The organism is Sphingomonas sp. TF3, assembly GCF_003985085.1.
In the GTDB taxonomy this organism is placed as follows: Bacteria; Pseudomonadota; Alphaproteobacteria; order Sphingomonadales; family Sphingomonadaceae; genus Sphingomonas.
The window spans coordinates 204,739-229,440 of record NZ_RWKS01000001.1 but is presented as its reverse complement, the minus strand read 5'-3'; the positions used below and the strand labels follow the sequence as shown (position 1 = coordinate 229,440).

Genomic DNA, 24,702 nt, shown 5'->3' with positions numbered 1-24,702 from the left:
GGAACTGCGGCAGGGGAGGTGGGCTTGAACGAGAAACCGGTGCAGCGCTTCGGCGGGTTGTGGAATATCAGCTTCGGCTTCTTCGGCATCCAGATCGGCTTTGCGCTGCAAAACGCGAATATGAGCCGGATTTTCCAGACGCTTGGCGGATCGTTGGATGATCTGTCCTATCTGTGGATCGCGGCCCCACTGACCGGGCTGCTGGTGCAGCCGATCATCGGCCATTACAGCGACCGCACCTGGACGCGTTTCGGTCGGCGGCGGCCATATTTCTTCGCGGGTGCGGTCCTGGCGGCGCTGGCGTTGTTCGTCATGCCCGAGGCCAGGATCCTGTGGTTCGCCGCGTTGACGCTGTGGGTGCTCGATGCGTCGATCAACGTGTCGATGGAGCCGTTTCGCGCCTTTGTCGGCGATATGCTGCGCGAGGACCAGCATACGGCGGGCTATGCGCTGCAGACCGCCTTCATTGGCGCAGGCGCGGTGGTCGGTTCGCTTTTCCCGTTCGTGCTGACGCACCTTGGCGTATCGGGCGCTGCTCTGGGCGGCGTTCCTGCGACCGTCCGCTACAGTTTCTGGTTCGGCGGCTTGGCTCTGCTGCTGGCGGTGCTGTGGACCATAGGCACCACGCGCGAATATAACCCCGAACAGATGGCGGCCTTTGGGGAGCCAAGGCTTGGCGAGACCGCGACGCACCCGGTCCGCGCGCTCGCGGCGCGGGGTTTGGGCAGTAGCCTCGGCTGGATCGCGGCGGGCGCGGCGATTGTCATCGCGGTGCCCATGCTGAGCCTGCAGAAGGAGGTCTATCTGCTGGGCGCGCTACTGATCGCTTATGGGGTCGCCAGCATCGCTGCGATCCTGCTCGCGCGCGGCGGCAAGGGCGACAATCCGCTCAGCCTGATCGTCGGCGATTTTGCGGGAATGCCGACGGTGATGAAGCGGCTGGCGCTGGTGCAGTTCTTCAGCTGGTCGGCGCTGTTCATCATGTGGATCTACACCACCCCGGTCGTCGCCCAATATGCCTTCGGCGCGAGCGACCCGACCAGCGCCGCGTACAATGCCGGTGGCGATTGGGTCGGGGTGCTGTTCGCGGTGTATAACGGCGTCGCGACGATCGTGGCGCTGTTGGTGTTGCCGCAGCTGGCAGCGCGGATCGGCAAGGTGCGTACGCATGTGATCGGGCTGCTCTGCGGTGCGCTGGGGTATGCGAGCTTCCTCGTCATCCGCGACCCCAATTTGCTGGTTTTGAGCGAAATCGGGGTCGGGATCGCCTGGGCTTCAATCCTCGCCATGCCCTATGCGATCCTCGCCTCCAGCCTGCCGCAGGCCAAGCTCGGCATCTATATGGGCCTGTTCAACGTGTTCATCGTCGTGCCGCAACTGCTGGTGGCGACCGTGATGGGGTCGGTGCTCAAGGCGTTCTTTCCGACCGAGCCGATCTGGACCATGGCCTTTGCGGCGGCGGTGATGGCGCTGGCGGCGCTTGCGATGCTGCGCGTGCCCGAAACGGGAGGCCCGCTCAGCGGGCGCGCCACGTAGCGGGCAGTGTCCGCTCGGGCAGGGTCACCGTGACCGTCTGCCGGATGTCGCGCGCCGAGTCCGCCAGCATGACCTTGTAGGTGCCCCCGGCAATGTGCCAGCGATGGTGGGCTTCGTCCCAGGTCGCGAGCAAACGCGGATCCACCGTCAGCGTCACCGCCTTGCGCGCACCGGGTGCCAGCGCGACCTTGGTGAAAGCGGCAAGACGCTTCGGGGCTTCCCACCCGCCCGCGACCGGGGCGAAGTAGAGCTGCGGAACGCTTGCCCCGGCCCGCGCACCGGCGTTGCGTACCGAGAAGGTCGCGGTGAGCACGCCCCCCGCTGCCGTCGCGCGGAGGCTGTCGCTGACGAAGCGCGTGTAGGACAGGCCGTGGCCGAACGGGAATAAGGGCGCGATGCCCTTGGCGTCGAACCACTTATACCCGACCGTCGCGCCCTCTTTATACACCACGTCGCCGCTATGCGGTTGGGCGGGATCGGGGAGTTGATCCACGCTGCGCGCAAAGGTCACGGGTAGGCGGCCCGAGGGATCGGCCTTGCCGAACAGCAGGTTGGCGATGGCCTTCCCCCCCGCCGTACCCGGATACCAGGCTTCGAGCACCGCCCCGACCTGATCGATCCACGGCATCGCCACCGGCCCGCCGGTCTCGAGCACCACCACGGTGTTGGGGTTCGCTGCCCCGACCGCGCCGATCAGCGCGTCCTGATTGCCGTCAAGCGCCATCGCCACGTCGAACGATTCGCCCGCCCATTGCGTGGCGAACACGATCACCACATCGCTGTCCCGGGCCAGCGCCGCAGCGGCGGCCGGGTCGCTGCCATCGGCGTAACGGACCGTGGCACCCGGGGCCTGCCGCTTGATCTCGTCGAGCGGCGCGGAGGGGTAATACAGGATCGGCCCTGGCCACCCCGTCGGTTGCAGGCCGGGTACGGCGTTTCCACCGACCGGATAGACCAGCGACGATCCGCCCCCGGCGAGCACGCCCTTGTCGGCATGGCCGCCGATCACCGCGATCCGCTTTGCCGTGGCCGCAAGCGGCAGCAACGAGTGCTCGTTCTTCAGCAACACCGCCCCGGCTTCCGCACCGGCACGCGTCACGGCGGCATGGGCTGCATAGTCGATCGGCTGCTCGCTCACTGGACGCTCGAACACGCCTTGCGCGAACAGCGCGCGCAGGATGCGGTGCGCCATCAGGTCGAGCCGCGCCGGGCTCACCGCGCCGCGCTCAAGCGCTTCACGCAGCGGCCCTCCAAAATAGGGTTCCTTGTCGAACGGAAACCCCGAATCCTGGTCGAGTCCGGCATTGGCGGCGGCAACGGTGCTGTGTGTTGCCCCCCAGTCGCTCATCACATAGCCCTTGAAACCCCAATCGCTGCGCAGCACGTCGGTCAGCAGCCAGCCGTTTTCGCAGGCATGGATGCTGTCGACGCGATTGTACGAGCACATGATCGAGCCCGGATCGGCGCGTTCGATCGCCAATTGGAACGCGAGCAGATCCGACACCCGCGCCGCGCTGTGATCGAGCACCGAATTGCCGGCACTGCGATCGGTCTCCTGGTCGTTGATCGCGTAATGCTTGATCGTCGAGACGATATGGTTCGACTGGATCCCGATCACCTGTTCGCCGACCATCGTTCCGGCCAGCAGCGGGTCCTCGCCGCCATATTCGAAATTGCGGCCGTTGCGGGGCTCGCGCAGCAAATCGACGCCGCCCGCCAGCATGACATTGAAACCCGAGCGCCGCGCTTCATCGCCGATCATGGCGCCGCCCGCACGCGCAATCGCGATATCCCAGCTTGCGGCGGTGGCCAGGTTGGAGGGCAAGGCGGTACGCTCGCGCTTGACCGGGGCACCGCCCTGAGTGGCAACGCCGACCCCGGCATCGGTCTGATGCTGCGCCGGGATGCCGAGCCGTGCGATCGCCGGCACATAACCGGCCGAGCCGCTATGCGCATCGGCGGGTGCATGGTATTGCAGCCGTGGAAAGTCCGTGCCGAAATAGCCGAAGACCAAGGTCTGCTTTTCGTCCCGCGTCATGGCCGCGACCAGCGCCGTGGCGCGCGCATCGGGGGACAGGCGGATATCGTTCCAGGCACCGCGCAACGCAGGCTTCGTCCATGCGGGCAACAGCGGCATACCCGCGTCGGGAGGGGTCTGCGACGGCGGGGGCGGGGCTGCGACCTGGGCGGAGGCCGCCGCAGCGACCAGCAGCAACGGCATGGCCGCAACGCGAAACGTCATATCGGAATTCCTCTCTTCCCGCAGGTCGTACCGCGCTCCTGCAGAAACGCCAAGGCGTGCCGGTTGCGTTACCATCGGCGAAAAGGCGGGACGCCTTAAGGAATCAGAGCATCTCTCCGTGTGGTCAACCGCACCAGCACTGGCATGGCGAGCAGCACCAGCGGATATTGCAGCAGCAGCCCGGCGATGATCGCGATGGCGAGCGGTTGCTGGATGCCCGATCCCTGGCCGATCGCGAGCGCGAGCGGTAGCAGCGTGAAGATCGCCGCCAGCGTGGTCATGGTGATCGGGCGCAGGCGGTTGCGGCTTGCCGCGCGCGCGGCCTCGGGCGGTGGCATGTGCCGGGCAAGGTCTTCGAATTCGGACACGTAGAAGATCGCCATTTCGGTGCCGATGCCGATGATCATCGTCATCCCCATCAGCGCGGTGATGTTGAGATCGACCCCCGATGCCCATAAGGCGGTGAACACGGCGGTGGTCGATAGCAGCGAGCAGCCGATGATGATGACCGGCAGCCAGAAGCGCCGATAGAGGATCAGCAGCAGCGCGAATTCGGCGACGAGTGCCGCGCCGAACACCTTGACCAGCCCGGCAAAGGCAATCTGTTGCTGCTGGTACAGTCCGCCTAGTTCGTAGCGGATGCCGGGGCCAAGCGCACCCGGCCGGTCGAGCGCCGCAGTGACATCGGCGACGGCGGCCCCGATGCCGCGCCCCTGAATGCGACCGGTCACCGCGATCATCGGCTCCAGATTTTCGCGGCTGATTTGCGGCTGGCCGGTGACCGACTTGAGCGACGCGACGCGCGACAGCGGGAACACATGCCCGTCGATCGCGCGGATCGGGAGCTGCGCCAGCCCGGTCTCGCTGATCGTCAGCGCCTCGGGCAAGCGCACGCGCACATCGACCGCTTTACTGGCTTGCGCCAGCGTGGTCGCCACGCTGCCGGTCAGCGCCGCGTTAAGCTGGGTCTCGATATCGGCGGGGGTAACGCCTTCCAGCCCCGCGCGGACCGGATCGATCTTCACGTCGAGCGCATCGCCGGCCAGTTGCACGCCGTCCTTCACTTCGACCACGCCATCGATCTTGCCGATCAGCGCGGCGACCTTTCTGGCCTCGCCCGGCAGCACCGCCGGATCATCCGCATAGAGCTTCACCTCGATCGGCTGCGGCACGGCGGTGAGATCGCCGATCAAATCCTCGATCAATTGCGCCACTTCAATCTGCACGCCCGGCACTTTGGCGGTCACTTGCCGCGCGACTTCGGCGGCGACCTCTTCGGTCGGGGCGTGGGCGGGCTTCAGCCGGACGAAATAATCGCCATGATAGCTTTGCCCCAAATCGCCGCCGAGCCCGGTGCCAAGGCGGCGCGAGAAAGTGAGGACATCGGGATTGGCGCGCAGCATCGCATCGATCTGGCCGACCTCCCGCTCGGTTTCGTCGAGCGAGGTGCCGGGCGGGGTATAATAGTCCATCACGAACCCGCCTTCATCGACCTTGGGCATGAAGCCGCTCGGCACATTGGTGTAGCTGACATAGCCAAGCAGCAGCAGCGGCACCGCAATGACCGCGAGCAGCCAGGGCCGAGCATTAAGCCGGTCGAGTGCGCGGCTGTGCAACCGCGCGATGCGGTCGTCCTTGCCTTCGCCCGGATCATGCCACGTGTCGAAATCGACCAGCCAACGTACCAGCACCGGCACGACGAACGCCGTCATTGCCCAGGAAATCGCGAGCGCCGCCGCCATCGTCAGCGACAGCGCCTTGGAAAAGGCCCCGGTCACCCCGGTCAGGAAGGACAAGGGCACGAACACGATCAGCGTGGCGAGGCTCGATCCGGTCAGCGGTGCCAGAAACTCGCGCGCCGCCGGGATGACGGCGGCAGCGCCGCGCGGCGTGCCGTCCGCGCCACTCGCGCCCGCGCGGCGCGCGATATGTTCGACCATCACGATAACATCGTCGATCAGCAGGCCGACGGCGGCGGCGATCCCGCCCAGCGTCATGATGTTGAAGCTCATCCCGAGCACGCTCAGCACCAGCACCGTGGCGGCGAGCGTCGTCGGCACCACGATCGCCGCGATCAGCGTGACGCGCCAGCTCCGCAGGAACGCCAGCAACACCAGGGCCGCCAGCACCAGACCGATCAGCACCGCATCGCGCACGCTCGCCACCGCTTCGGTCACCAGCGCGCTTTGATCGTACCAGCACACCAGCCTGACGCCGCTCGGCAGCGCCAGCTTTGCCAGTTTCTGCTGCACCGCCTGGGCAATTTGCACGGCATTGCCGTCGGGCTGTTCATAGATGTTGAACAGCACGGCGGGTTTGCCATCCTCGACGATGCGCTGCCACACCGGCACCGCGCCCTCCTGCACCGTCGCCACATCGCGGACGCGCAGCACGCCTTGTGGATCGGCGCTGATGACGATCGCGCCGATTTCCGCCGCGCTCGCCACGCTGCGATCGGCGATGACCAGCGACAGCCGCCCGCGATCCTGCACTTGCCCGACCGCGCTCAGCACATTGCCGTTCTTGATCGCCGCGCTGAGGTCCGCCATCGACAGATTGTGGTCGGCGAGCCGGTGCGGATCGGCGAGCACTTGCACCTCGGCAGTGCCGCCGCCCTGCACGCCAACGCGCGCCAGCCCGGGAATGGCGGAAAGCAGCGGTGTCACCTGATATTTGGCGATCTCCTGCAACGCCACCGGATCGACCGTTTCGGAAACGAGCGCGTAGGAGATGATCGGGAACACCGTCGGGTCCATCCGGCGCACGGTATATTGCGTGCCCGGTGGCAGCGTTGGCAGCGTCCGCGCCAAAGCCGAATCGACCAGCAAGGTGCTGGCGGTCATGTCGCGGCCCCAGCCGAAATCGATCGAGATCTGCGCGGTGCCGCGACTGGTGCCCGAGCGCACATCGCGCACGCCGGGAATGGCGCGGATCGCCTCCTCGACTGGGCGGGTGACGGTGAGTGCGGTCTGGTCGGCGGGGCGGCTGCCCGAATCGAGATCGACCACCACGCGCGGGAACGACACTTGCGGGAACAGCCCGACCGGCAAGGCGAGCGCAGCGACAATCCCCGCCAGCGCGACCGCAAGCGCGATCAGAACAAAGGCGCGCGATTGCTCGCGCAGCAAGCGTTCGAGCATCAGTGCGCCCACCGCACGGCATCGCCATCACCGACCTGATACGCCCCCTCGACGATCAGGCGGCGCTGCGGATCGATCGCGCCGTTGACGACGTCGCCCGCATTGGAGGTGAGCAGGACGGTAACCGGCACCGCCTTGGCCTTGCTGCCCGAGATTTGAAAGACATGCGGCACCCCGCCCGCCGTCACCACCGCGCGGTGCGGCACGATCCAGCCCGAGACTTGCCCGGTCGCGATTGCGACCTGAATGCCTTCGCCGGGCAGCAAGGCCCCTGCGGGAACGGCGATATCGACATCGACCATGCGGGTTTTGGCGTTGAGCGCCTGGCTGACGCGCAGCACATGGCCGGTAAGCGCCGCGCCGCCCGACAAACGGAGCAAGGAGGCCAACTGGCCGACCGCGACCGTGCCATGCTCCGCCGGATCGATCCCGGCGGTGACGACGATACCCCCCGCGCGTACGACGGTCAGCAGTGTGGCTCCGGCTTGCGTGCGGTCGCCTTGCGCAACGCTTACGGCGGTGACGATGCCATCGAACGGCGCGGTCAGCGTGTGGACGGCGCGGCCAGCACCCTCGGCTTGCAGCGCGGCCAACGCAGTCCGCGCATCGACCACGGCCTTGTCGGCCTGAACCAGCTGATCCTGTGTCGCCAGTTGCTGCGCGAGCAGTTGCGCGATGGTGGCGCGTTGCTTGCGCGCCGAATCGAGCGCCTCGACCGCCTGAAGATAGCCGCTGCGGCTGGCGGGCGCAGGGACAAACACCGCCAGCGCTTGCCCGCGCCGCACCGTCGCGCCCGGCGTGACGAGCAGCCGGGTCACTTGCCCCGGCTGCGCTTCGCTGAAGGTTTGGGCTCCGTTGAGCGCGGGTGCGACCGATCCGTAAGCGGTGACCGTCTGCGGCAGCGCGCCCTGCTTCGCCGGGGCCGTAGAAACCAGCACGCTTTGCGGCTCGGCCTTGGTCTCCTCGGACGCGGCACCGCAGCCAGCGAGCGCAAGCGCTGCGGTCAACGCGATCAGCGCCTTCATTGCGTATTCGCCCCGGTGTCGACCGTCGGCAGGCCGTCGCCGACCAGCGTTTGCAGCGCGATCTGCCGGTCGAGCAGCGCCAGTTCCAGCGTCATGATGTCCTGTTCCTTGGCAAAGCGGTTCGAGACGAGATCGACATAGCCGCGTTCGTCGAGATTGGAGGCACCGAACGCCGATTGCGCGCGCTCGGCGGCGAGGCGCGCGGCGGGAAGGTCGCGACGCGCCTCGGCGAGTTGGGCGCTGAGTTGCTCCATCTCGCGCAGCATCGCGCCGACCGTCCCGACCGTCGATGCCAGCCGCGCGGCATAATCGGCGTGGAGTTGTGCGCGCGTTGCCTGCGTGATCGCGACATTGCCCTGGTTGCGATCGAACACGGGCAGGCTGAGCGTCGCGGTCGGGCCGCCATTGACGACGCTGGAATTGTCGCTGCTGACGCTGCCGCCGAGTACCAGATCGGGGAATTGCGACTGGATCGCCTGGCGCACTTGCTCGTCCGCTGCGGCATAGCCCATGCGCAGCGCGATCAGATCCGGGCGGCGTTCGGGCAACGTCGCGAGCCCGGCGCGGATCGCGGCCGGGTCGAACGGCGGCAGCGCGACCTGCGTCGCCAGCGGCACGACCACATCGGGGGCAAGGCCGAGCAACGCATTGAGTTGATGCATCAAGGCGAGCTGTTTCTGGTCGAGCGCGTTGAGCGCGCTGCGCGCCGCCTGCAGCGCGACGCGATCGGGCGCGACGGTCACCAGCGTCACGTTTCGCGCCGCCAGCGCTTGCTCCAGCTTCGCATTGCGCGCGGCGAGCAACTCATAGGCGGCGAGATAGCTCGCGCGGCTGTTGCGCCCGACGATCAGGTCGCTGGCGATCTGGCGCGCCTGGCCCGCGACTTGCCACTCCTGCCACACGACATCGGCGGCGACTTGCTGCTCGCTATCCCGCGCGGCGCGGCGGCGGGTGCGATAGGTGAGCAGCGTCTTGAGATCCTGGCCGAGGCCCACATTCCACGCCGGGACCGTGCCCACGCCCGACAGCAGCGGCAGAAACGCGCCGGTCAGCGACGGGTTGGGCAAGGTCGAGGCCTGTTTCGTCTGCCCGGCGGCAATGGCACGCTTCAGTCGGGCCGCCTTGAGCTCGGGATTGTTGGCAAGCGCGAGGTCGACAACGTCAGACACGGACAACGGGCCGGTCGGCAGCGCAGCTCCCGGATGATCCAACACCGCGATCGTGGGTGCCAGCAGTGGATCGGCAGCCAACGGCAGCGCGGCATAGTGGGCGCAGCCGCTCAGCAGTGCCGCGAGCAGGATCGTCGTCGGGCGAGGAACAAGTCGCCGCGCAGGCCGTGGGTCGCCGTTCATGAAATTCCGAGCATGGCGTTGGAAAGCGATGCTCGCGCTATGGATGCAGATAGCCGGGATTGGACATTGATTCTTCACAATCTGGCCTAATGCCGCGCGGGTCATCGCCGTTTTGCTGCAAAATGCCGCATTAGGAAACGCTAACGTGACGTGCGCAGGAGATGCCGTCAGAAGGGCGGCCTCGCTTTATCGTGGAGACCGCCATGCGTCCTCAATCGCTTCTTGCCGCGTTCGTTGCCCTTGCCTTGCCGCTGGCGGGAGGCGCGGCCGCCGCGCCGCGCTACGTGGTCGCCACCGCGATCGCCGGCCCAGATGGTCCCTGGGATTATGCGCGGACGGACGATGAAGGCACCCATCTCTACATCGCGCGGGGCAACAACGTTACCGTGGTCGATCTCGCGACGGGCAAGGTTTCGTCGATCGGAAACGTTCAGCGCGGCCATGCGGCCCTACCGCTGCCGGGCGGCGCGCTGCTGGTGTCCAGCGGGACCGATGGCACCGTGCGCTTGCTGGACCCCGTCTCCGGCTCCGAGACCGCCACCATCGCCGTCGGCAAGAAGCCCGACGCTGCAATCCTCGATCCCACGAAGACCCACGCGTATGTGATGAACGCGACCAGCGGCACCGTGTCGGTGATCGATCTCGCCACGGCCAAGCTGACCAAGACCATCGCCGTCAAACCGGCGCTGGAATATGCGGCATTCTCCGCAGACGGGACGCTGTTCATCAACAATGAGGACGCCAACGAAATCGAGACGGTGGATGTCGCACGGGGGGTAGCAGGTTCACCGATTCCGCTGCCCGGCTGCGACGCGCCGACCGGCCTCGCTTATGACAAGCCCCACAACCGCCTCATCGCGGCGTGCGCCAATGGCAAAGCGGCGGTCGTCGATGTCGCGACCCGCACGCTGACGAGCTTGATCGCGATCGGCGCGGGGCCAGACGCGGTCATCCTGGATGAAGCGCGGCATTTGGCGTTCGTTCCGTGCGGCAAGGATGGCGTGCTCGATATTCTCTCGCTGGCGGGTGCCGCCGTGACGCATGTCGGCACGGTCAAGACCGAAGTGGGTGCCCGAACCGGCGCGCTCGATCCCAAAACCGGCACGCTCTATTTGCCCAGCGCGAAGGTCGGGCCAGCGCCTGCCGCTGGCGGTCGCCCCGCCATGCTGCCGGGTACGTTCCACATTCTGGTCGTGCGCCCGGCCTGATCGCGGGCTTTGGCTCAGAGCCCGCTGAACCAGTTATAGCCGTACGTCTCCCAATAGCCGCCGGTATAGTCATTGCCGATCGCGATCTCGCCAATGTGCTTGGGGTTCTTGAAGCCAAGCTTCGTCGGCACGCGCAACTTCATCGGGAAGCCGTGCTGGCGGGGCAACACCGCGTCATTCATCCAGAAGCAGAGCTGGGTTTGCGGATGGAGCGCGGTCGCCATGTCGATCGAGGTGGTGTAATTGTCGTCGCAGCGGAAGGTGACGTATTTCGCGTGCCGATCCGCCCCGACCCGCGCCAGAAAATCGGAAAAGCGCACCCCGGTCCATTTGCCGATCGCGCTCCAGCCTTCGATGCAGACGTGGCGGGTAATCTGGGTGAAGCGCGGCAACGCGTAGAGTTGGCGCAGCGTCCAATCGTCCTTGCGCTCGACCAGCCCGGTGACGTTGAGCACGAACTCGCGCGGGTCGATCCGCGGGGCCAGATCGGGTGAATTGGGCGTGTAGAAGGAATTGAACGGAAACGGACGGGTGATCATCCGCGCCGGATATTCGCGCGCGAGCGTGTTGGGGTTGAACAACCATGCCTGTGCACGGTCGTTGAAATCCGACATCGATCCGAGCACGCGCTCGGCGCTCAGGCCGTCGACCACGTCGCAGCCGCTCAGCATCGCAAGCGTGCCAAGCCCCAGCGCGTTGCGCAGGAACAGCCGCCGCGTCGGCACGTCGAGGCCGCGCGCGGCGTCGCTCAGGATATAGCGGGTTTCGTCGTTCATGGCTTACGCCCCCCGGATCATCGCGAGCAGGCTGCGCGGCACCAGCAGCGACATCGCAACATGGACAAGCAAGAAGAGGACGATGCCGCTCATCGCCGCGAAATGGACGATGCGGGCGACATCGAAATCGCCGAACAGCCAGGTCAGCCAGCCGAACTGGACTGGTTTCCAGATCGACAGGCCGCTCGCCACCACCAGCACGCCAAGCGCAATCACACCGGCATAAAGCAGGCGTTGCACGCCGTTATAGACCGACAGATCGGCATGGCCGAGGCGACCGCGCAGCGCGGCGAGGCCATCGACGACGGCATCGCGCAGGCTGATCGGGCGGAGTTTGCGCGCGAACCTGCCGCTGGCAAAACCATAGGCCAGATACAGGATACCGTTGACGAACAGCAGCCACATCGCCGCGAAATGCCATTGCAACCCGCCGATCAAACCGCCGCCGAGCGTGATACGGTCGGGGAAGAGGAACGGCGCGATTGGGTCCGCATTGTGGATCGCCCAGCCGCTCAGGATCATCACGATCATCGCCACCGCGTTGATCCAGTGACACAGTCGCACGATCAGCGGGTGGATGGTCCCACGGCGTGGTCTGGCGAGGCTGCGCGCTGTCATGTCAGGATCCTGCGCCATCGAATGAAGAAAACTGGGGGGAAGCGCAGGAGGTTGGCCTCCCCCCAGGTCGGAGCAATGCCTTACGGGAGTAGCACTGCGTCGACGACGTGGATCACCCCATTGCTCTGGTTGACGTCGGCGATCGTGATCGTCGATGTGCCACCCTTGGAATCGGTGATCTGGAGACGGCGGCCCGCCATGGTGAAGGTCAGTTCCTCACCCTGGACCGTCTTGAACATTGCGCGGCCATTGCCGGCCTTGATCTTCGCGCGCAGCGCGGTGGCCGACAGCTTGCCCGGCAGCACGTGATAGGTGAGGACCGAGGTGAGCTGGCCCTTGTTTTCGGGCTTCAGCAGCGTCGGAACGGTGGCGGCGGGCAGCTTGGCGAAGGCGGCGTTGGTGGGCGCGAACACCGTGAACGGACCGGGGCCCGACAGCGTTTCGACCAGACCGGCGGCCTTCACTGCGGCGACGAGCGTGGTGTGATCCTTCGAATTCACCGCATTCTGGATGATGTTCTTATTGGCATACATTGGCGCACCACCAACGGTAACCGGCGCAGGCATCGCCATTGCAGCAGTAGCGACGCCGGCAACGCTTGCGGTGGCGAGCAGGATCGAAGCAAAGATGGTCTTTTTCATGGATATGTCCTTCATTGTTGCAATATTGTAAAATAGATGGGCAATAATTCTGAAGATACAGATGAACGCACAAGTCATCTGTGCGACCGGAGAAAGCAGGATCTTAGAAATCTGCCCGCCGATGCTCTCATTACGGCCGTGCATTGATCGCGGATGCACAGGCCTCAGATTTTTTTGGGCACATGTCGGCGGCGGTCACGAAATTTTCGCGAGCATGCGTCCAAAACCCCTTCGGATTCCGTAGGAAAAGCGTCAGCCACGTCGGCATGACGGTGCCGACCCGCCCAACCCCAGGGATCGGCATTCGTGATCGGGGCACACACAGGCGGGAGCGATCGCTTCCCCCGATACGGGCGCTTCCGGCGGTGTGTGCGTTCATCCGGAATACGGGGAGCGGTGCTCCCCGTATTTTCGGCACGCGCTCGAACGTATGATACGACCGCTTGCGCGGAAGTCATTTTCGGAAATGAGCTTGAATTTTGTTGAAAACTACTAAAATAGATGGCGTGTGGCCGGATGAAAAAGCAAAAAGTGCCTCGTCAAATTACACGTATATCGACAAATAACTTCCAGAATCTGTCATTTGAACAGGCGTTTGCGTTGGATTTTGTGTTGGGAATTTTGCGCACTCCTTTGCTGGAGCAGGCAAGAGATCGGGTAACCAACGACGGTGTGTTTCGCGATCTTGTCGATCGCTACCGCGAATTGCTTGATTCCTTCGTTTCCTCCCCCGGGGCGGGGCAGGAGGAGAGCGCATCCGAGATGCCGACGTCCGACGTTTGGACCGCAATCCAGGCACGTCTCACCAGCTCCGCAAACGGGTGACCGACACCCTTTTTCAAATATAGTCGGCCGACAGATCGGGTTGGAGGCCACGCCGGATGGCATTGATCGCGTTGACCACGCTGACATGCACGGCGCGCGCGTCGTATCCAAGGTTGTGGCGAAGGAAGACGAAATTCTCGGTGCTCATCAGCGTGAGCATGGCCGATGCGACATAATTGCGCATTGCGTCGCTCAGTTCGGGATGTTCGTTGCCAAGCATCCGGTTCAGGTTCTGATATCCCAGCTCATACAAAGGTTTGCGCAATTCCCGTCCGATTGCCGAGAGGTAGGTCTCGCTGACCACCTGTCCATCCCGTTCCCAGGCCCGATAACGACTTTCCAACCATATAAGCAGTTCGTCGATCGTTCGCGGAAGCTGAATGTCCGGCCCCCCGACCGCACGTTCCAGATGCCATTTGATGAACGCGCGGATCAGTTCGTCGCGGGTGCGATAGTGCCGGTAGACGGTCTGTTCGGTAACTTCGGCGACGCGGGCGACCTCCGCGATGCTGACCGCGGCGAGATCGGCATTGCGGATGATAGACTCGACCGCATCGAGGATGATGAGCGATGTCTGCTCTTTGAGGCGCGCGCGGAGCGGGCTCTGATACGGTGCCTTGGAGGCGTCGTTCGTCATTCTCTACCAAACCTGCAAGTGTCACCAACGCAAGCACCGATCATCCAACGGCGCTGCTCGATCATGCTAATGCCTTTTCCGCCTGTCTTGCCACCCTTGCGTCAGGGTCAGTATCGGCCAAAGCGGCGTGCAGACGGCGTAGGCCGCGTTGTACGCGGGCCTTGGCGGTTGGCGTAGGAACGCCGTCCAGCTTGCCGACTTCATCGTGCGTCCAGCCATGGACGACGACGCGGCAGATGGACAGGCGCTGTTCGGGCGAGATCCGGGCGAGCGCGCGGTCAAGATCGATGCGGTCGGTGACCGGTTCCGGCGCGATGGGCAGGTCGGGCATGGTGTCGGTCGTGGTTTGGTAGCGTGCAATCGTCCGATCGTGCCGAAGCCGGTCGATCGCTGCATTGCGGAGCACACGCATGATCCACGTCGCGGCGGTGCCGCGTGCGGGATCGAACTGGGCGATGTTGCGCCAGATACGGACATAGGTCTCCTGCAGCACGTCTTCAGCCGCGTCACGGTTCGAAAGGATCGACAATGCCTTCGCCAAAAGGCGCGGCGCGGTGGTGTCGTAGACCCGTTTGAAGGCGCGCTGATCTCCGTGACGAATGCGAAGCAGCAACAGTCCGAGGGAGTCGATGTCGCCTTGGTTCGACTGCTCGCCGGTGGCGGCGGGGGTGTCTGCATCGTCGCGCGCGCTTACCTCGTCGAACATGTCTCAGCCTCCGCTCTCATGTGCGGCCGCACTACCTCGGGCGTGTCAAACGAATCGTCAGGTCAGTGATGCCAACTCCATGTTAGTAACACTAACATAAAGATGGTGACCGTCAATCGATTTGTAACGGGCTGCGGTGTATGTGGTGGCCCACACCGGCGCTGTGCGTCCCTTTCGTACGCCCGGGACAGCCCGTATAAGGCTCGGCGCGGGGGCGGGACTCAGGGCAAATGGCGGGTAGCGTAAAGACGCAGAGGGTGCTGCTGGTGGTGGCGTGGCACCTGCTTGCGATCTTGGCTGCAACCGGGGCCGGGGCGATGGATCGGCAAGACGACATCGTCGTGACGGCGCGAAAGCGCGACGAGAAGGCCGATGACGTCCCGATCGCAGTTACGAAAGTCACCGGAGCGACACTCGATCGACGCGGGCTTCACCAGATCGAGGATCTCAAACAACTCGCGCCCAGCCTGAATATCAGCTATTTTAATCCGCGCGGAAACTACGTTTCGATCCGCGGTATCGGTCGCAATCCGGCGAGCGACGGGCTCGAACCCGCCGTCGGGATTTTCGTCGATGGCGTGTATCTTGGTCGTCCCGGAATGGCGGTCTATGATTTGTCGGACATCGACGCGGTCGAGATTCTGCGCGGCCCACAGGGCACGGTCTTTGGAAAGAACACCACGGCAGGCGCGATCGTAATCACTTCCAGGGCCCCGACCTTTGTGCCGGAGGGAAGCGTCGAAACCTCGGTCGGTACCAACGGCCTTGTGCGGTTCCGCGGGTCCGTCTCGACGGGCCTGGTCGACGATGTGCTGGCAGCGCGCCTGTCGGTCTATCACACCGGGCAGGGCGGGTGGATCGACCGGCTCGACGGCGGAGGCCGACTGAACGGCACCGATCGCACGGGCGCCCGTCTTCAGTTTTTGATCGAGCCGGACGCGCGCCTGCGCTTGCGGTTGATTGCGGAATATCACGATGAGCGCGACAGTTGCTGCACGCTGGTCGCAGGGTCCTTGGGCCCTCCATCGGCGACCTACAGTGCGCGGGTTGCGGCTGCAGGCGGTAATGCGGTGCTGGGCGGCCCCGGTTATCGCACCACGGCAAACGCTCCAACATTTCTGCGCGTTCGCCAGGGCGGGCTCACCGCCAATCTTGTCTATGACCTGGGGGCGGCGGAGATCACGTCGGTGACGGGCTATCGCGCATGGCGCTATCGGGCGGGTTTCGACGGCGATCTGTCGAGCGCCGAGGCCTACACGAACGCGTCCGTGCCGACCGACGACTGGCAATTCAGCCAGGAGGTTCGCATCGCCAATCCCGGCGGCGGCAGGATCGATGCGACGGCCGGGCTCTATTACTTCCGGCAATCGCTACAATCGGCGCTTCGTCTCGCTTTTGGTGCCAAAGCGGCGAATTTCCTGGGCAATACGGCCGTGCCGCCGCCATCCTTGGTCGCCTTCAATGGTGTGACGAGTTCGACCGAAGCCGACTTGAATTCGCAAAGTGTAGCTGTGTTTGCGCAGGGCACCTGGCATTTTCACCCGAGGCTCGCGCTCACGATCGGCGCGCGTGGTACATATGAACGCAAGTCGGGCGTGATCGACCGTCCGGCCAATGCCGCCCAGTCGAGCTATCATCAGGCGCTCGCGGTCGAGGAGGTCGACCCGTCGGGAACGCTCGCGTTGACCTATGCCCGATCCCGCGATCTTCATCTCTACGCGAGCTATGCGCGCGGGGCCAAGGCCGGCGGAATCAATCCCATCGTCGCGACGGCGACGGATGATCAAATCGTGCGGCCGGAACATGCCGACAGCTTCGAGCTTGGCCTGAAATCGAGCGCGTTGGGCGGGCATGTCCATTTCGACCTTGCCCTCTTCTATACGCGGATTGGTGCCTATCAGGCGACGCTCAACCGCTTGTTCGGGGCGATCCTGGCGAATGTCGGGCGCGTTTCGACGCGCGGCGTGGAAATGGAGGCGCGGTGGCGGGCCTCATCGCGGTTCGAAATGGCCATGACCGCCGCCTATGATGATGCGCACTATGACAGCTATCCTACCGCGCCCTGCCCGCCCGAGACGCTCGGGTCTGCCAGCTGTGATTTGAGCGGCGGCCCGCTGGCGGATGCGCCGCGGTGGATCCTGAACGGGTCGGCGCGCTATACCCGCCAGATCGCGGCCAGCGGGACGGTGTCGGTCGGCTTCGACTATGGGTATCGCTCCCATTATTACGGGAATATCGACAACAGCCGCTATTCCCGATTGGGGAATGTCGGGATCGCCAATGCGCAGCTTGGCTTTACGGACGATCGATCCGGCACTTCTCTCCAACTGTGGATCAAAAATCTCGCCGATATCCGGTATCTCGAAAGCTATCCGTTGGGCGGGGCCACAATTTATGGTGCGTATTTTGGCACTATCGGCCAGCCCCGCTCTATCGGGCTGACTGCAAGCCGGCATTTTTGACGATCGCGCGGCGGCTTGTGTTGCGCTGCGGCGGCGGATGCGCAGCGTTGTTGGCCTGACGCGGATAGAATTTTCGCAACATTGCCAAACGAGCCCGGCTAACTCTAAGAAAAGTTGGAAAATCGTGGGTCGGGCACGCGGCAGCGCTCGCTAAAGTGCCACATTTCTTTAATATTAAAAATCGTGCGAGCACATCATTTCATGGTGCACCGCACAAAATACGCAAATTGCGCACAAAATTTCGTATCAAGGTCTATTGCTCTTGCCCCCGCAGGCTAATTGGCAGCATTATTGCGCGCCGCAGTGTATCGCGCGGCTTCAAACAGCGTCGCATACCTTTGTTTCTTGTCCTGTATACTCTTAACAAATCAAGGAGAATCAGTATGTCCGACCCTTTTATCGGCCAGATCATCCAGGTCGGCTTCAGCTACGCTCCGGACGGATGGTTGCAGTGTAGTGGGCAGACTATACCGCTTTCGCAAAACCAGGCGCTGTTTGCGTTGCTCGGTACGAATTTCGGTGGTGACGGCGTAAGCACGTTTGGCATTCCCGATGCGCGCGGTCGTGTGCTGGTGGGCACGGGCCAGGGGCCTGGCTTGTCCAACTATGCCCTGGGGGCAAAGAGCGGAACCGAAGCCAACCAGCTGACCCAAAGCAACATGCCGCTGCACAACCACCAGGCGACGTTCCAGGGTTTGCCAGGGATGACGTCCGCCTCGGGCAGCCTGTCTGCGCTGACTGCGGCTACAACGACGCAAGTCACGAACGCTGCGAGCACCGGAAGCCAGCTTGCCAACGGCTTCCCCGCCAGCGGGCCCAGCACGGTGAAAGTCTATGCGCCAGCAGGCTCAGGCACGACTGCCGTCAATCTCGGCGGCCTTACGGTTACTGGGGGTCCCTTCACGCCGCAGGGATCAGTCACCATCGGTTTGGCGGGTGGGACCACCCCAGTGCCCAATATCCAGCCGGTAATCGCGGTTTTCACCATGATCGCGACAGTCGGCATCTGGCCGCCGCACCCCTAACAAAAGGTCGCCTGATACAGCCGGGGCTGACCGGGCCTCGGCTGTAGCTGGCTTATGGCGATGGGGTAGGGGCCACCATTGCCACAATCGAATTCATAGGTTTCATCGAGCAGATAGACGGTTTCGGGCGATTCGAAGATGAGTGTGAAAGGTTCGCGAAATTCGTTGACCAAATGGGCCTTGCGATGGAGCCGTAGCAGCCGGACCTCGACCGGCTCGGGCACGGTCAACACGCGCACGACTTTGCCCACCCACGGTTCGAAATCTTCCGGCGTCGGCAGTTTCATAGTCATCCCCCAATGTACCGCTTCGGCGGCGTTGCGATTCATTGGTCAATGGTAAAGCTTGCCAGCATGGGCGCAACCGCTCAGACGCCGGTCGATCGCCCTTTGCCGCGCTTTCCCCTTCCGCGTGCCGCGCCGCCCCAACTCTCGGCTACGCTCCAGGCTGCCGGGGTGCGGCTCCGGGCGGCGGGACGAGACGATCTCGGTTTTCTCCGTGCGCTGCACCGCGCCCTCACCGCGCCCGATTTCGTGCTGGCACCATGGGGCGCAGAGGCCCGTGAGCGGATCATCCGCGAACAGTTCGACCTGCAGCACCGCCATTTCCTCAAACAGTTTCCTCGCGCCGATTATTGGATCGTAGAGCGCGCGCAGGGCGAGACGGTGGTGCCGATCGGGCGCTATTATCTCGACCGGCACGGCAGCATGTGGCGCGCGCTGGATATGGGGTTTCTGCCCGGCCGACGCGGTTTCGGCGTGGCGTTGATCAACTGGACCAAGGCCGCGCTTGTTTCGGCGGGCAGCAAGGGATTCGATTTGCACGTGGCCCATACCAACCTTCGGGCACGCGCACTCTATCTCAAGCTCGGTTTTCGCGACATCGACCCCCCGCTAGATTTTCACCAGCGGATGATGTGGTCGGCGTGCTGAGCCGATAAATGATGGAACGGGCGTTGCGAGAGAACCCCTCTACTGTGCTATCCCGATCGCAGGGCGGTCGATCACCGCATATCGTTGTGCATCGGTGCCATTTGTCCGTCACCGAACGCAGCATAGATGCGGTTTCGGCCGGCATGCTTGGCCGCGTAGAGCGCCGCGTCCGCCAGTCGCAAGGCGCGCCTCAGTCCCTGCTGACCATCGACCATTGCGATGCCGGCTGAGAAGGTGATGGAGCCGATCGGCCGCTCGGTGACGCTGTCGATCAGATTGCGTGCGCCCAGCCGTTCGCGGACACGGTCCACTTCCGCCCCTGCGCGTTCAAGTGCATGATCGGGCAGCAATACGGCGAACTCTTCGCCGCCTAGCCGTACGACATATCCCCCGCGATTTTTTACCGAGCGGAGCTCACCGGCGATCGTTTTTAGGACGCGGTCGCCTGTCTCATGTCCAAACCGGTCATTGACTGCTTTGAAATGATCGACATCGCACAGCGCAATCGCCATTGGACGCTGTGCATGGGTCGCGCACAACTCGCCGAAGCGCCGTTCCAGACCGCGCCGGTTGGGAAGGCCGGTCAAGGGGTCTGTCTCCGATGCCTTGCGGGCTGCGCGGAGCGACGTTTGCAATTGGCTGACCTTGCTATAGCTGGCGCGCATCTCGGCCTCGGCGAGACGCGTCTGGCCAATCATTTCGCGGGTCAAACCCGCAAGGCGTTCGATCATGTCCTCCGCCGTCACCGCCGGCTGCGGCGCGCTCAGCGATTCGCTATAGTCGTTGGCGCGGTCCGCAGACGCCTTCATGATCACAAGGCAGCGATTGAGCTCACCCTCTGCCTGGGCAGCCATGGTGACCAGCATCTCTGGTGCAAGCGAATGGCGCTGTCGCCCGGCGACATAGTCCTCGATCCAGCCGTTGGAAACGCTTTGCTGATCGAGCGCCGTATCGACGTCCTTAACCAAACGTCGATCGCCACCAACGACGTAATCATGCGCGCATCCAAAGTTTAGCGGCGTCAAATCTAGGTTATGGGCGAAGAGGAAGTGACCGATCTCGTCATAGAGTTTGCGTTTATGAGAGGGTTGCGCGTCCGCCGCGACCGGGACCTCGCTAGACCATCCTCGCAGCAGCCGGGAGAGGATTTTCGGGCGCGACGGCGGTGCGCACTGCGGGGCAGGGCGCGTGCGGAGCGTGCCCGTTGCCACGGCATTCCGTTCGGCCTGCGTGGTCATGATGCCACCGTGGCGGCGGAAAGGTCGCCAAGGGTGGCGAAGGTCGGCTGCTGTCCTGACAGCACAGCGTCGCGGACCCCCTCCCACTCGCCGGGGAACCAACGTTCCGGATCCTCGATCTCGACGACGGCATCCCCCTTCAGACCCGACGAAAGCCGAACGTCAGCTGGCTCGATGAATTGCAATTCACGCGGCAGGTAAAAGGCGCGCGCGATGGCTTCCGTCGGGCGGGTCACATTCTCGGTCAGAATGACGGCGAGGCGATTGCTGCGCAGCCGAACGAGAAGACCTATCGGATAGATGCTGATGCAGCGCATGAAGGCGTCGAGGATCTCGGGATCGAAATGTCCCGTCCAGGACCGCATCTGGGTCAGCGCCTCGGACGGGGTCCATTGGCGCTTATAGGACCGCTTGGAGGTCACCGCGTCATAGACGTCACAGATCGCGCCGATCCGGGCATGCAAGGTGATTGAGTCACCGGACAGGCGGTGCGGGTAGCCGCTGCCGTCGAGCTTTTCGTGATGATGCAGAATGACGTCGTGGACGATGGAGGACATATTGTCCTCCATCAGCATCGCATATCCATTCTCCGGATGCGCCCGGACAATCTCGAATTCGGCCGCAGTCAGTCGGCCGGGTTTCTCGAGCAGGTCGGTTGGGATTGTCATCTTTCCGATGTCGTGAAGCAAGCCGGCGAGGCCCAGTTCGCGCACGGTGTCTTCCCCGAGCTTCAAGTGCCGACCCAGCGCGATCATCAATGCGGAAACCGCTACGCAGTGCAGATAGGTGTATTCGTTCTTCTTTTTGAGGCGCGTCACTTTCAGGACAGCGGTCGGATCGTCGCCGACCGAATCACAGATATCGTCGACCACTGCCGTCATCGCCCGCCGTTCGAGCGCCTTGCCCATCCGCGCGTCGGTAAACAGACGAATTACCTCACGCTTCGATCGGTCGATGATCGCGGCAACGCGCTGTGTCTCGAAGTCAGGACGTCTCGCTGATGGTGTGGGAGTAGGGGGCGGCGGAACGTGGACGGTCGGCATTCGGGCCCGCCTGGGCTCCGGCGGGATCGCCGCAACCGTGCGCGGTGCCTTTTTAAAACCGACACCGCGACTATCGTCGATCACGACCCATGCGATGTTGCTCGATGTCAGTCGTTTCAAGTCCTTTTGAGAGGCGATGAGGAAACTGCTCTTCCAGAACGGGTTGAGCCACCACGATCCTTCCATCGAATCAACGAACATGCCGATCTCAACAGCGGAGGTGGGGACTTTGATTTTCATAGCGGTCTACCTGTGGGATCCGACATCTGCATCAGGCGATGTAGAACCCGTCCACTGCGAAACCGCTGACATGGTGTAACGGAATGTAACGCCGTCGGGATCGAGCGCCGGTGTTGTAAATAGATGTAACCAAGCCAGGGGATAGTGGATTACGGCCGCGATCGGGTGTTAGGGATCGTTAACCGGACAGGATAATGATGCGGGTCGGTGTAATCGATGATGACGAGACGGCTCTGGCGTTCATCCGGAGCGTGCTGACCGAAAGGGGGCATGTCTGCGTTCCCTTCCGCAGAGGGCGAGATTTGATCGGCACGCTGCCGCGTGACACGTTCGATTTGCTCGTCATCGATTGGAACCTGCCGGATATCGGGGGGCTGGAGATTGTTCGTTGGGCGCGCGCGAACATTGCCGTGCCGCCGGCCATGTTGATGCTTACGGCTCGGCATGATCGCGACGATATCGTCGCCGCTTTGGAGGCAGGGGCGGACGACTAAATTGTAAAGCCGGAGACGGCAAAGGTCGTGGCGGCTCGGATCGACGCGATCCTGCGGCGCACGTTGCGCCGCGATGGTGACAACGAGCCTGAAGTGTTCGGCCGCTACAGCTTTGACTTGCAGGGCGAGCATGTTCTGTTCGACGGACGCGCGATTGAATTGACGCCCAAGGAATATGCGCTCGCCCTCCATTTTTTCCAGCGGCGAGACCGTCCGTTGTCGCGCGCCTATTTGTTGGAATGCGTCTGGAAAAGTGCAGCCGGGCTATCGACGCGCACGCTCGATATGCATGTGTCCCGGTTGCGCGCGAAGCTTCAGTTGCGATCGGAGAACGGCTACCGTTTGCAGACGGTGTTCGGTTATGGCTATCGCCTCGACACCTATGTCTCGGCCGCGCAGGACGATGTAGCGGACGCGCTGTGATCGCCTCGACACCGGATAGCGACAATCGAAAGTGGTGCGTTGTGCTGCTTTGCGCGACGACCTGTCATGCGTTCCTGGCGCTCCGCTATGTCGGCCATGTCTGGACCACCGCGCTCGGTGTGACCTTGGTGCTTGGCGTGATGGTCGCATTTTGCCTCACGCGTGCGTGCCGATCGGGCACGGAAATTCGCTGGCATTGGGTGATGCTCTGTCTCGCGCTGGTGCTCTGGGACATGGCCTATTGGGCGATAACGTGGTTGCAGGCGCATTACCCTGATGGCGCGCGGGTTTATTTCGACGAACTGTTCTTTATGCTTCGGCTGATACCGTATTTGCTAATCCTCGCCCGCGGCCAGGAACACGACGCGACGCGGCCTTATCGTTTGATCGATGGAGCACAGGCCCTGCTGCTGGCGGGCCTGCTTTTTTACCTCCTCTATCCCTCGATATTTCCGCACCAGCATGCTGCCGATCCTGCCTGGGACAAGCTGACCTCGCGATACCACGCGATTATCAACATGGGCGCCGCGGTGCTGTCGATTTTCGCAATCGCGGCGCAACCCGATCCTGTGCATCGAAGGTTCGCGATAGCATTGGCAGCGCTTCTGACGAGCTACTGGCTCGACTCTACCCTAATGAACGGATGGGTGTTTAGGGGGCCGAATCCACCACCTCCCGGTCATGTCGTCAACGTTACGTTTGCCATCCCGTTTTTCCTGTTTCTGTTCGCCGACGCGGCCGCTGGGGAGGGGCAATGCCGGATACGACACTCCAGATTGATCGGCATGCTGATGCCGACCGCGTTCTGCGCTGCATCGATGTTCGTCGCTATCGCTATCGGAACCCAAGCGGCAGCGCTGGCCGCAGGAGCCGGGCTGATGCTCATGGGGCTTCGTGCAGCCTTGCTGCAAACAGAACTGATTCGGCTCGAACGTTTCGTTGCGCGGCTGGTCGACCATCTTCCTGATGCGATATGCGTCGTGGCACCCGACGACATCATTCGATCGGCCAATCCAGCGGCGACCCAGATCTTCGGCATGGCGTGCATCGGGCAGTCCTTTGCCGATTTACGCCGTACGCTTAGGCAATTGGACGCTGATACGGGTCAGGTGGTTACGCAGGCCGACCGCGCTTTCGTCTTGGCGGAGGTCAAGCTTGGAGGGGGTGAAAGGATCGTCCGGCTCACCGATGTCACGGCCCTGCGTACGATGGAGCGGGAGCGCGAGGACACGCTGCATTTACTGGGCCATGACATCCGGTCTCCCTATGCGGAGATATTGACCTTGCTTGATCAATCGCGCGGTGAAACCCTCCGGGTGGACTGGCTACGCCGCCATGCGCAGCGCGGCCTGGCGATGGCGGACGATTTCGTGCGCCTTGCCCGGGCGCGCACTGCGTTGCTGCGGCGCGAACCGGTCGATCTTGCTGACGTGGCGGCAGAGGCGGCGGATATGTCGTGGGCACGGGCGAAGCGGCGCCGTCTGACGTTGCGCGATGAGAGCGATCTGCAGGAGAACGGCGTCTGGATTGATGGCGATCATGGCCTCCTGATGCGCGCGATCCACAATCTGCTCGATAACGCTGTGCGATTTGCTCCTGAAGGAGCGACGGTTCATTACGGCGTCCGCATGCTGGATGAAAAAGTGCGGTTCTTTGTTACCAGTGCCGGGCCCGAACTGCCTGACGATCGCCGGGCCGATCCGTTCGCGCGGTTCGGCGGCCGGGGCGACAGGATCGGGCTTGGCCTCGCGCTGGTTCACGTCGCGAGCTTGCGGCACGGTGGGACCGCCTCGTATCAGCGGGAGGGCGCTCATAACGTCTTCACTATGGATCTCCCCCTCGCGCCATAGGACCCGCCCCGGTCTGGAGGGCGGGTTGGTGCAATGAAGCGCGTGGCGATTTAGCAAGTCATGGGTCGATGAGTCGGCTGACGAAATCGAGGAAGAGGCGCTCGATTATCGCGCCCGCGACGAGCGTATCTCTCGCCTGCGCGAAAACGCCGCACAGGAAGTCTTCCAATCAGGCGGCATCGTTGCCCTGATGAAATGGGCCGAGACCGGTGATGCCGGGTATCGTTTTGGGCTGGGCGTTTGCGGCCATCGCATGGCCGGGCCGATACACGGAAGTCCAGCATGGCGC

At 63.6% G+C, this 24,702-nt stretch carries 21 protein-coding genes; 9 read left to right on the top strand and 12 right to left on the bottom strand.

Features of this window, described 5'->3' with window-relative positions; genetic code table 11:
- Window positions 1-18 precede the first annotated feature (18 nt).
- Window positions 19-1,536, top strand: coding sequence for an MFS transporter (locus EJC47_RS01005; RefSeq protein ID WP_126845124.1), 1,518 nt, complete (start codon window positions 19-21; stop codon window positions 1,534-1,536).
- Here EJC47_RS01005 and EJC47_RS01000 read toward each other — a convergent pair.
- The 4 genes from EJC47_RS01000 to EJC47_RS00985 all read right to left on the bottom strand — a co-directional run bounded on the left by EJC47_RS01000 (window position 1,517) and on the right by EJC47_RS00985 (window position 9,295).
- A complete protein-coding gene (locus EJC47_RS01000) occupies window positions 1,517-3,778 on the bottom strand; it encodes a glycoside hydrolase family 3 C-terminal domain-containing protein (RefSeq protein ID WP_126845123.1) in 2,262 nt (753 codons plus the stop codon). The genes EJC47_RS01005 and EJC47_RS01000 overlap by 20 nt on opposite strands.
- Window positions 3,779-3,873: 95 nt before the next feature.
- Window positions 3,874-6,918 carry an efflux RND transporter permease subunit gene (locus EJC47_RS00995; RefSeq protein WP_126845217.1) on the bottom strand — a complete coding sequence of 1,015 codons (3,045 nt, stop codon included), beginning with the start codon at window positions 6,916-6,918 and terminating at the stop codon, window positions 3,874-3,876.
- Window positions 6,918-7,943, bottom strand: coding sequence for an efflux RND transporter periplasmic adaptor subunit (locus EJC47_RS00990; protein ID WP_126845122.1), 1,026 nt, complete (start codon window positions 7,941-7,943; stop codon window positions 6,918-6,920). The genes EJC47_RS00995 and EJC47_RS00990 overlap by 1 nt, the downstream gene beginning before the upstream one ends.
- Window positions 7,940-9,295, bottom strand: coding sequence for a TolC family protein (locus EJC47_RS00985; protein ID WP_126845121.1), 1,356 nt, complete (start codon window positions 9,293-9,295; stop codon window positions 7,940-7,942). The genes EJC47_RS00990 and EJC47_RS00985 overlap by 4 nt, the downstream gene beginning before the upstream one ends.
- A 203-nt stretch (window positions 9,296-9,498) precedes the next feature.
- Here EJC47_RS00985 and EJC47_RS00980 point away from each other — a divergent pair, with 203 nt between their 5' ends.
- Window positions 9,499-10,503, top strand: coding sequence for a YncE family protein (locus EJC47_RS00980; RefSeq protein WP_126845120.1), 1,005 nt, complete (start codon window positions 9,499-9,501; stop codon window positions 10,501-10,503).
- Between the two features lie 14 nt (window positions 10,504-10,517).
- On the opposite strand, the gene EJC47_RS00975 is transcribed toward EJC47_RS00980, so the two are convergent.
- The 3 genes from EJC47_RS00975 to EJC47_RS00965 form a co-directional block, all read right to left on the bottom strand.
- Window positions 10,518-11,279, bottom strand: coding sequence for a molybdopterin-dependent oxidoreductase (locus EJC47_RS00975; protein WP_033966604.1), 762 nt, complete (start codon window positions 11,277-11,279; stop codon window positions 10,518-10,520).
- 3 nt (window positions 11,280-11,282) lie between these two features.
- Window positions 11,283-11,897: a cytochrome b/b6 domain-containing protein gene (locus EJC47_RS00970; protein ID WP_126845119.1), complete on the bottom strand. Its 615-nt coding sequence runs from the start codon at window positions 11,895-11,897 to the stop codon at window positions 11,283-11,285.
- Between the two features lie 80 nt (window positions 11,898-11,977).
- Complete coding sequence (locus EJC47_RS00965) at window positions 11,978-12,538, bottom strand: fasciclin domain-containing protein (RefSeq protein WP_126845118.1); 561 nt, start codon at window positions 12,536-12,538, stop codon at window positions 11,978-11,980.
- 516 nt (window positions 12,539-13,054) lie between these two features.
- Here EJC47_RS00965 and EJC47_RS00960 point away from each other — a divergent pair.
- Window positions 13,055-13,363, top strand: coding sequence for a hypothetical protein (locus EJC47_RS00960; RefSeq protein WP_126845117.1), 309 nt, complete (start codon window positions 13,055-13,057; stop codon window positions 13,361-13,363).
- Between the two features lie 13 nt (window positions 13,364-13,376).
- Here EJC47_RS00960 and EJC47_RS00955 read toward each other — a convergent pair whose 3' ends face one another.
- Both EJC47_RS00955 and EJC47_RS00950 read right to left on the bottom strand, forming a co-directional pair.
- On the bottom strand, window positions 13,377-14,000 hold the full coding sequence (locus EJC47_RS00955) for a TetR/AcrR family transcriptional regulator (RefSeq protein WP_033966606.1): 624 nt from the start codon (window positions 13,998-14,000) through the stop codon (window positions 13,377-13,379).
- A gap of 61 nt (window positions 14,001-14,061) precedes the next feature.
- On the bottom strand, window positions 14,062-14,706 hold the full coding sequence (locus tag EJC47_RS00950; RefSeq protein WP_126845116.1) for an RNA polymerase sigma factor: 645 nt from the start codon (window positions 14,704-14,706) through the stop codon (window positions 14,062-14,064).
- Between the two features lie 230 nt (window positions 14,707-14,936).
- Here EJC47_RS00950 and EJC47_RS00945 point away from each other — a divergent pair, with 230 nt between their 5' ends.
- Window positions 14,937-17,168: a TonB-dependent receptor gene (locus EJC47_RS00945; RefSeq protein WP_126845115.1), complete on the top strand. Its 2,232-nt coding sequence runs from the start codon at window positions 14,937-14,939 to the stop codon at window positions 17,166-17,168.
- A gap of 383 nt (window positions 17,169-17,551) precedes the next feature.
- Window positions 17,552-18,193: a phage tail protein gene (locus EJC47_RS00940; RefSeq protein ID WP_033966608.1), complete on the top strand. Its 642-nt coding sequence runs from the start codon at window positions 17,552-17,554 to the stop codon at window positions 18,191-18,193.
- Here EJC47_RS00940 and EJC47_RS00935 read toward each other — a convergent pair.
- Window positions 18,190-18,480, bottom strand: coding sequence for a DUF6916 family protein (locus EJC47_RS00935; protein WP_033966619.1), 291 nt, complete (start codon window positions 18,478-18,480; stop codon window positions 18,190-18,192). The genes EJC47_RS00940 and EJC47_RS00935 overlap by 4 nt on opposite strands.
- A gap of 66 nt (window positions 18,481-18,546) precedes the next feature.
- On the opposite strand from EJC47_RS00935, the gene EJC47_RS00930 reads away from it, so the two are divergent.
- A complete protein-coding gene (locus EJC47_RS00930; RefSeq protein WP_126845114.1) occupies window positions 18,547-19,125 on the top strand; it encodes a GNAT family N-acetyltransferase in 579 nt (192 codons plus the stop codon).
- A gap of 71 nt (window positions 19,126-19,196) precedes the next feature.
- Here the strand turns inward: EJC47_RS00930 and EJC47_RS00925 are convergent, their stop codons facing one another.
- Window positions 19,197-20,363 (bottom strand): GGDEF domain-containing protein, encoded by a 1,167-nt coding sequence (locus EJC47_RS00925; RefSeq protein ID WP_126845113.1) that lies wholly within the window; start codon window positions 20,361-20,363, stop codon window positions 19,197-19,199.
- Window positions 20,360-21,646 (bottom strand): HD-GYP domain-containing protein, encoded by a 1,287-nt coding sequence (locus EJC47_RS00920; protein ID WP_126845112.1) that lies wholly within the window; start codon window positions 21,644-21,646, stop codon window positions 20,360-20,362. The genes EJC47_RS00925 and EJC47_RS00920 overlap by 4 nt, the downstream gene beginning before the upstream one ends.
- A gap of 194 nt (window positions 21,647-21,840) precedes the next feature.
- Between EJC47_RS00920 and EJC47_RS00915 the strand changes: the two genes are divergently transcribed.
- The 3 genes from EJC47_RS00915 to EJC47_RS00905 are packed head-to-tail and all read left to right on the top strand — an operon-like array spanning window position 21,841 to window position 24,413.
- Entirely contained in the window at window positions 21,841-22,140 is a 300-nt protein-coding gene (locus EJC47_RS00915) for a response regulator transcription factor (protein ID WP_126845111.1), read from the top strand.
- 27 nt (window positions 22,141-22,167) lie between these two features.
- Window positions 22,168-22,563, top strand: a complete 396-nt coding sequence (locus EJC47_RS00910; protein WP_185867515.1) for a winged helix-turn-helix domain-containing protein — start codon at window positions 22,168-22,170, stop codon at window positions 22,561-22,563.
- Complete coding sequence (locus EJC47_RS00905; RefSeq protein ID WP_126845109.1) at window positions 22,560-24,413, top strand: sensor histidine kinase; 1,854 nt, start codon at window positions 22,560-22,562, stop codon at window positions 24,411-24,413. Before EJC47_RS00910 ends, EJC47_RS00905 begins: the two co-directional genes overlap by 4 nt.
- Window positions 24,414-24,702 lie beyond the last annotated feature (289 nt).

What these genes read in the sequence shown, in the direction of transcription:
- EJC47_RS01000 (WP_126845123.1), bottom strand. Translation starts at nt 3,778, where the DNA reads ATGACGTTTCGCGTTGCGGCCATGCCGTTGCTGCTGGTCGCTGCGGCG.
- EJC47_RS00995 (WP_126845217.1), bottom strand. Translation starts at nt 6,918, where the DNA reads ATGCTCGAACGCTTGCTGCGCGAGCAATCGCGCGCCTTTGTTCTGATC.
- EJC47_RS00990 (WP_126845122.1), bottom strand. Translation starts at nt 7,943, where the DNA reads ATGAAGGCGCTGATCGCGTTGACCGCAGCGCTTGCGCTCGCTGGCTGC.
- EJC47_RS00985 (WP_126845121.1), bottom strand. Translation starts at nt 9,295, where the DNA reads ATGAACGGCGACCCACGGCCTGCGCGGCGACTTGTTCCTCGCCCGACG.
- EJC47_RS00980 (WP_126845120.1), top strand. Translation starts at nt 9,499, where the DNA reads ATGCGTCCTCAATCGCTTCTTGCCGCGTTCGTTGCCCTTGCCTTGCCG.
- EJC47_RS00975 (WP_033966604.1), bottom strand. Translation starts at nt 11,279, where the DNA reads ATGAACGACGAAACCCGCTATATCCTGAGCGACGCCGCGCGCGGCCTC.
- EJC47_RS00970 (WP_126845119.1), bottom strand. Translation starts at nt 11,897, where the DNA reads ATGACAGCGCGCAGCCTCGCCAGACCACGCCGTGGGACCATCCACCCG.
- EJC47_RS00965 (WP_126845118.1), bottom strand. Translation starts at nt 12,538, where the DNA reads ATGAAAAAGACCATCTTTGCTTCGATCCTGCTCGCCACCGCAAGCGTT.
- EJC47_RS00960 (WP_126845117.1), top strand. Translation starts at nt 13,055, where the DNA reads ATGAAAAAGCAAAAAGTGCCTCGTCAAATTACACGTATATCGACAAAT.
- EJC47_RS00955 (WP_033966606.1), bottom strand. Translation starts at nt 14,000, where the DNA reads ATGACGAACGACGCCTCCAAGGCACCGTATCAGAGCCCGCTCCGCGCG.
- EJC47_RS00950 (WP_126845116.1), bottom strand. Translation starts at nt 14,706, where the DNA reads ATGTTCGACGAGGTAAGCGCGCGCGACGATGCAGACACCCCCGCCGCC.
- EJC47_RS00945 (WP_126845115.1), top strand. Translation starts at nt 14,937, where the DNA reads ATGGCGGGTAGCGTAAAGACGCAGAGGGTGCTGCTGGTGGTGGCGTGG.
- EJC47_RS00940 (WP_033966608.1), top strand. Translation starts at nt 17,552, where the DNA reads ATGTCCGACCCTTTTATCGGCCAGATCATCCAGGTCGGCTTCAGCTAC.
- EJC47_RS00935 (WP_033966619.1), bottom strand. Translation starts at nt 18,480, where the DNA reads ATGAAACTGCCGACGCCGGAAGATTTCGAACCGTGGGTGGGCAAAGTC.
- EJC47_RS00930 (WP_126845114.1), top strand. Translation starts at nt 18,547, where the DNA reads ATGGGCGCAACCGCTCAGACGCCGGTCGATCGCCCTTTGCCGCGCTTT.
- EJC47_RS00925 (WP_126845113.1), bottom strand. Translation starts at nt 20,363, where the DNA reads ATGACCACGCAGGCCGAACGGAATGCCGTGGCAACGGGCACGCTCCGC.
- EJC47_RS00920 (WP_126845112.1), bottom strand. Translation starts at nt 21,646, where the DNA reads ATGAAAATCAAAGTCCCCACCTCCGCTGTTGAGATCGGCATGTTCGTT.
- EJC47_RS00915 (WP_126845111.1), top strand. Translation starts at nt 21,841, where the DNA reads ATGATGCGGGTCGGTGTAATCGATGATGACGAGACGGCTCTGGCGTTC.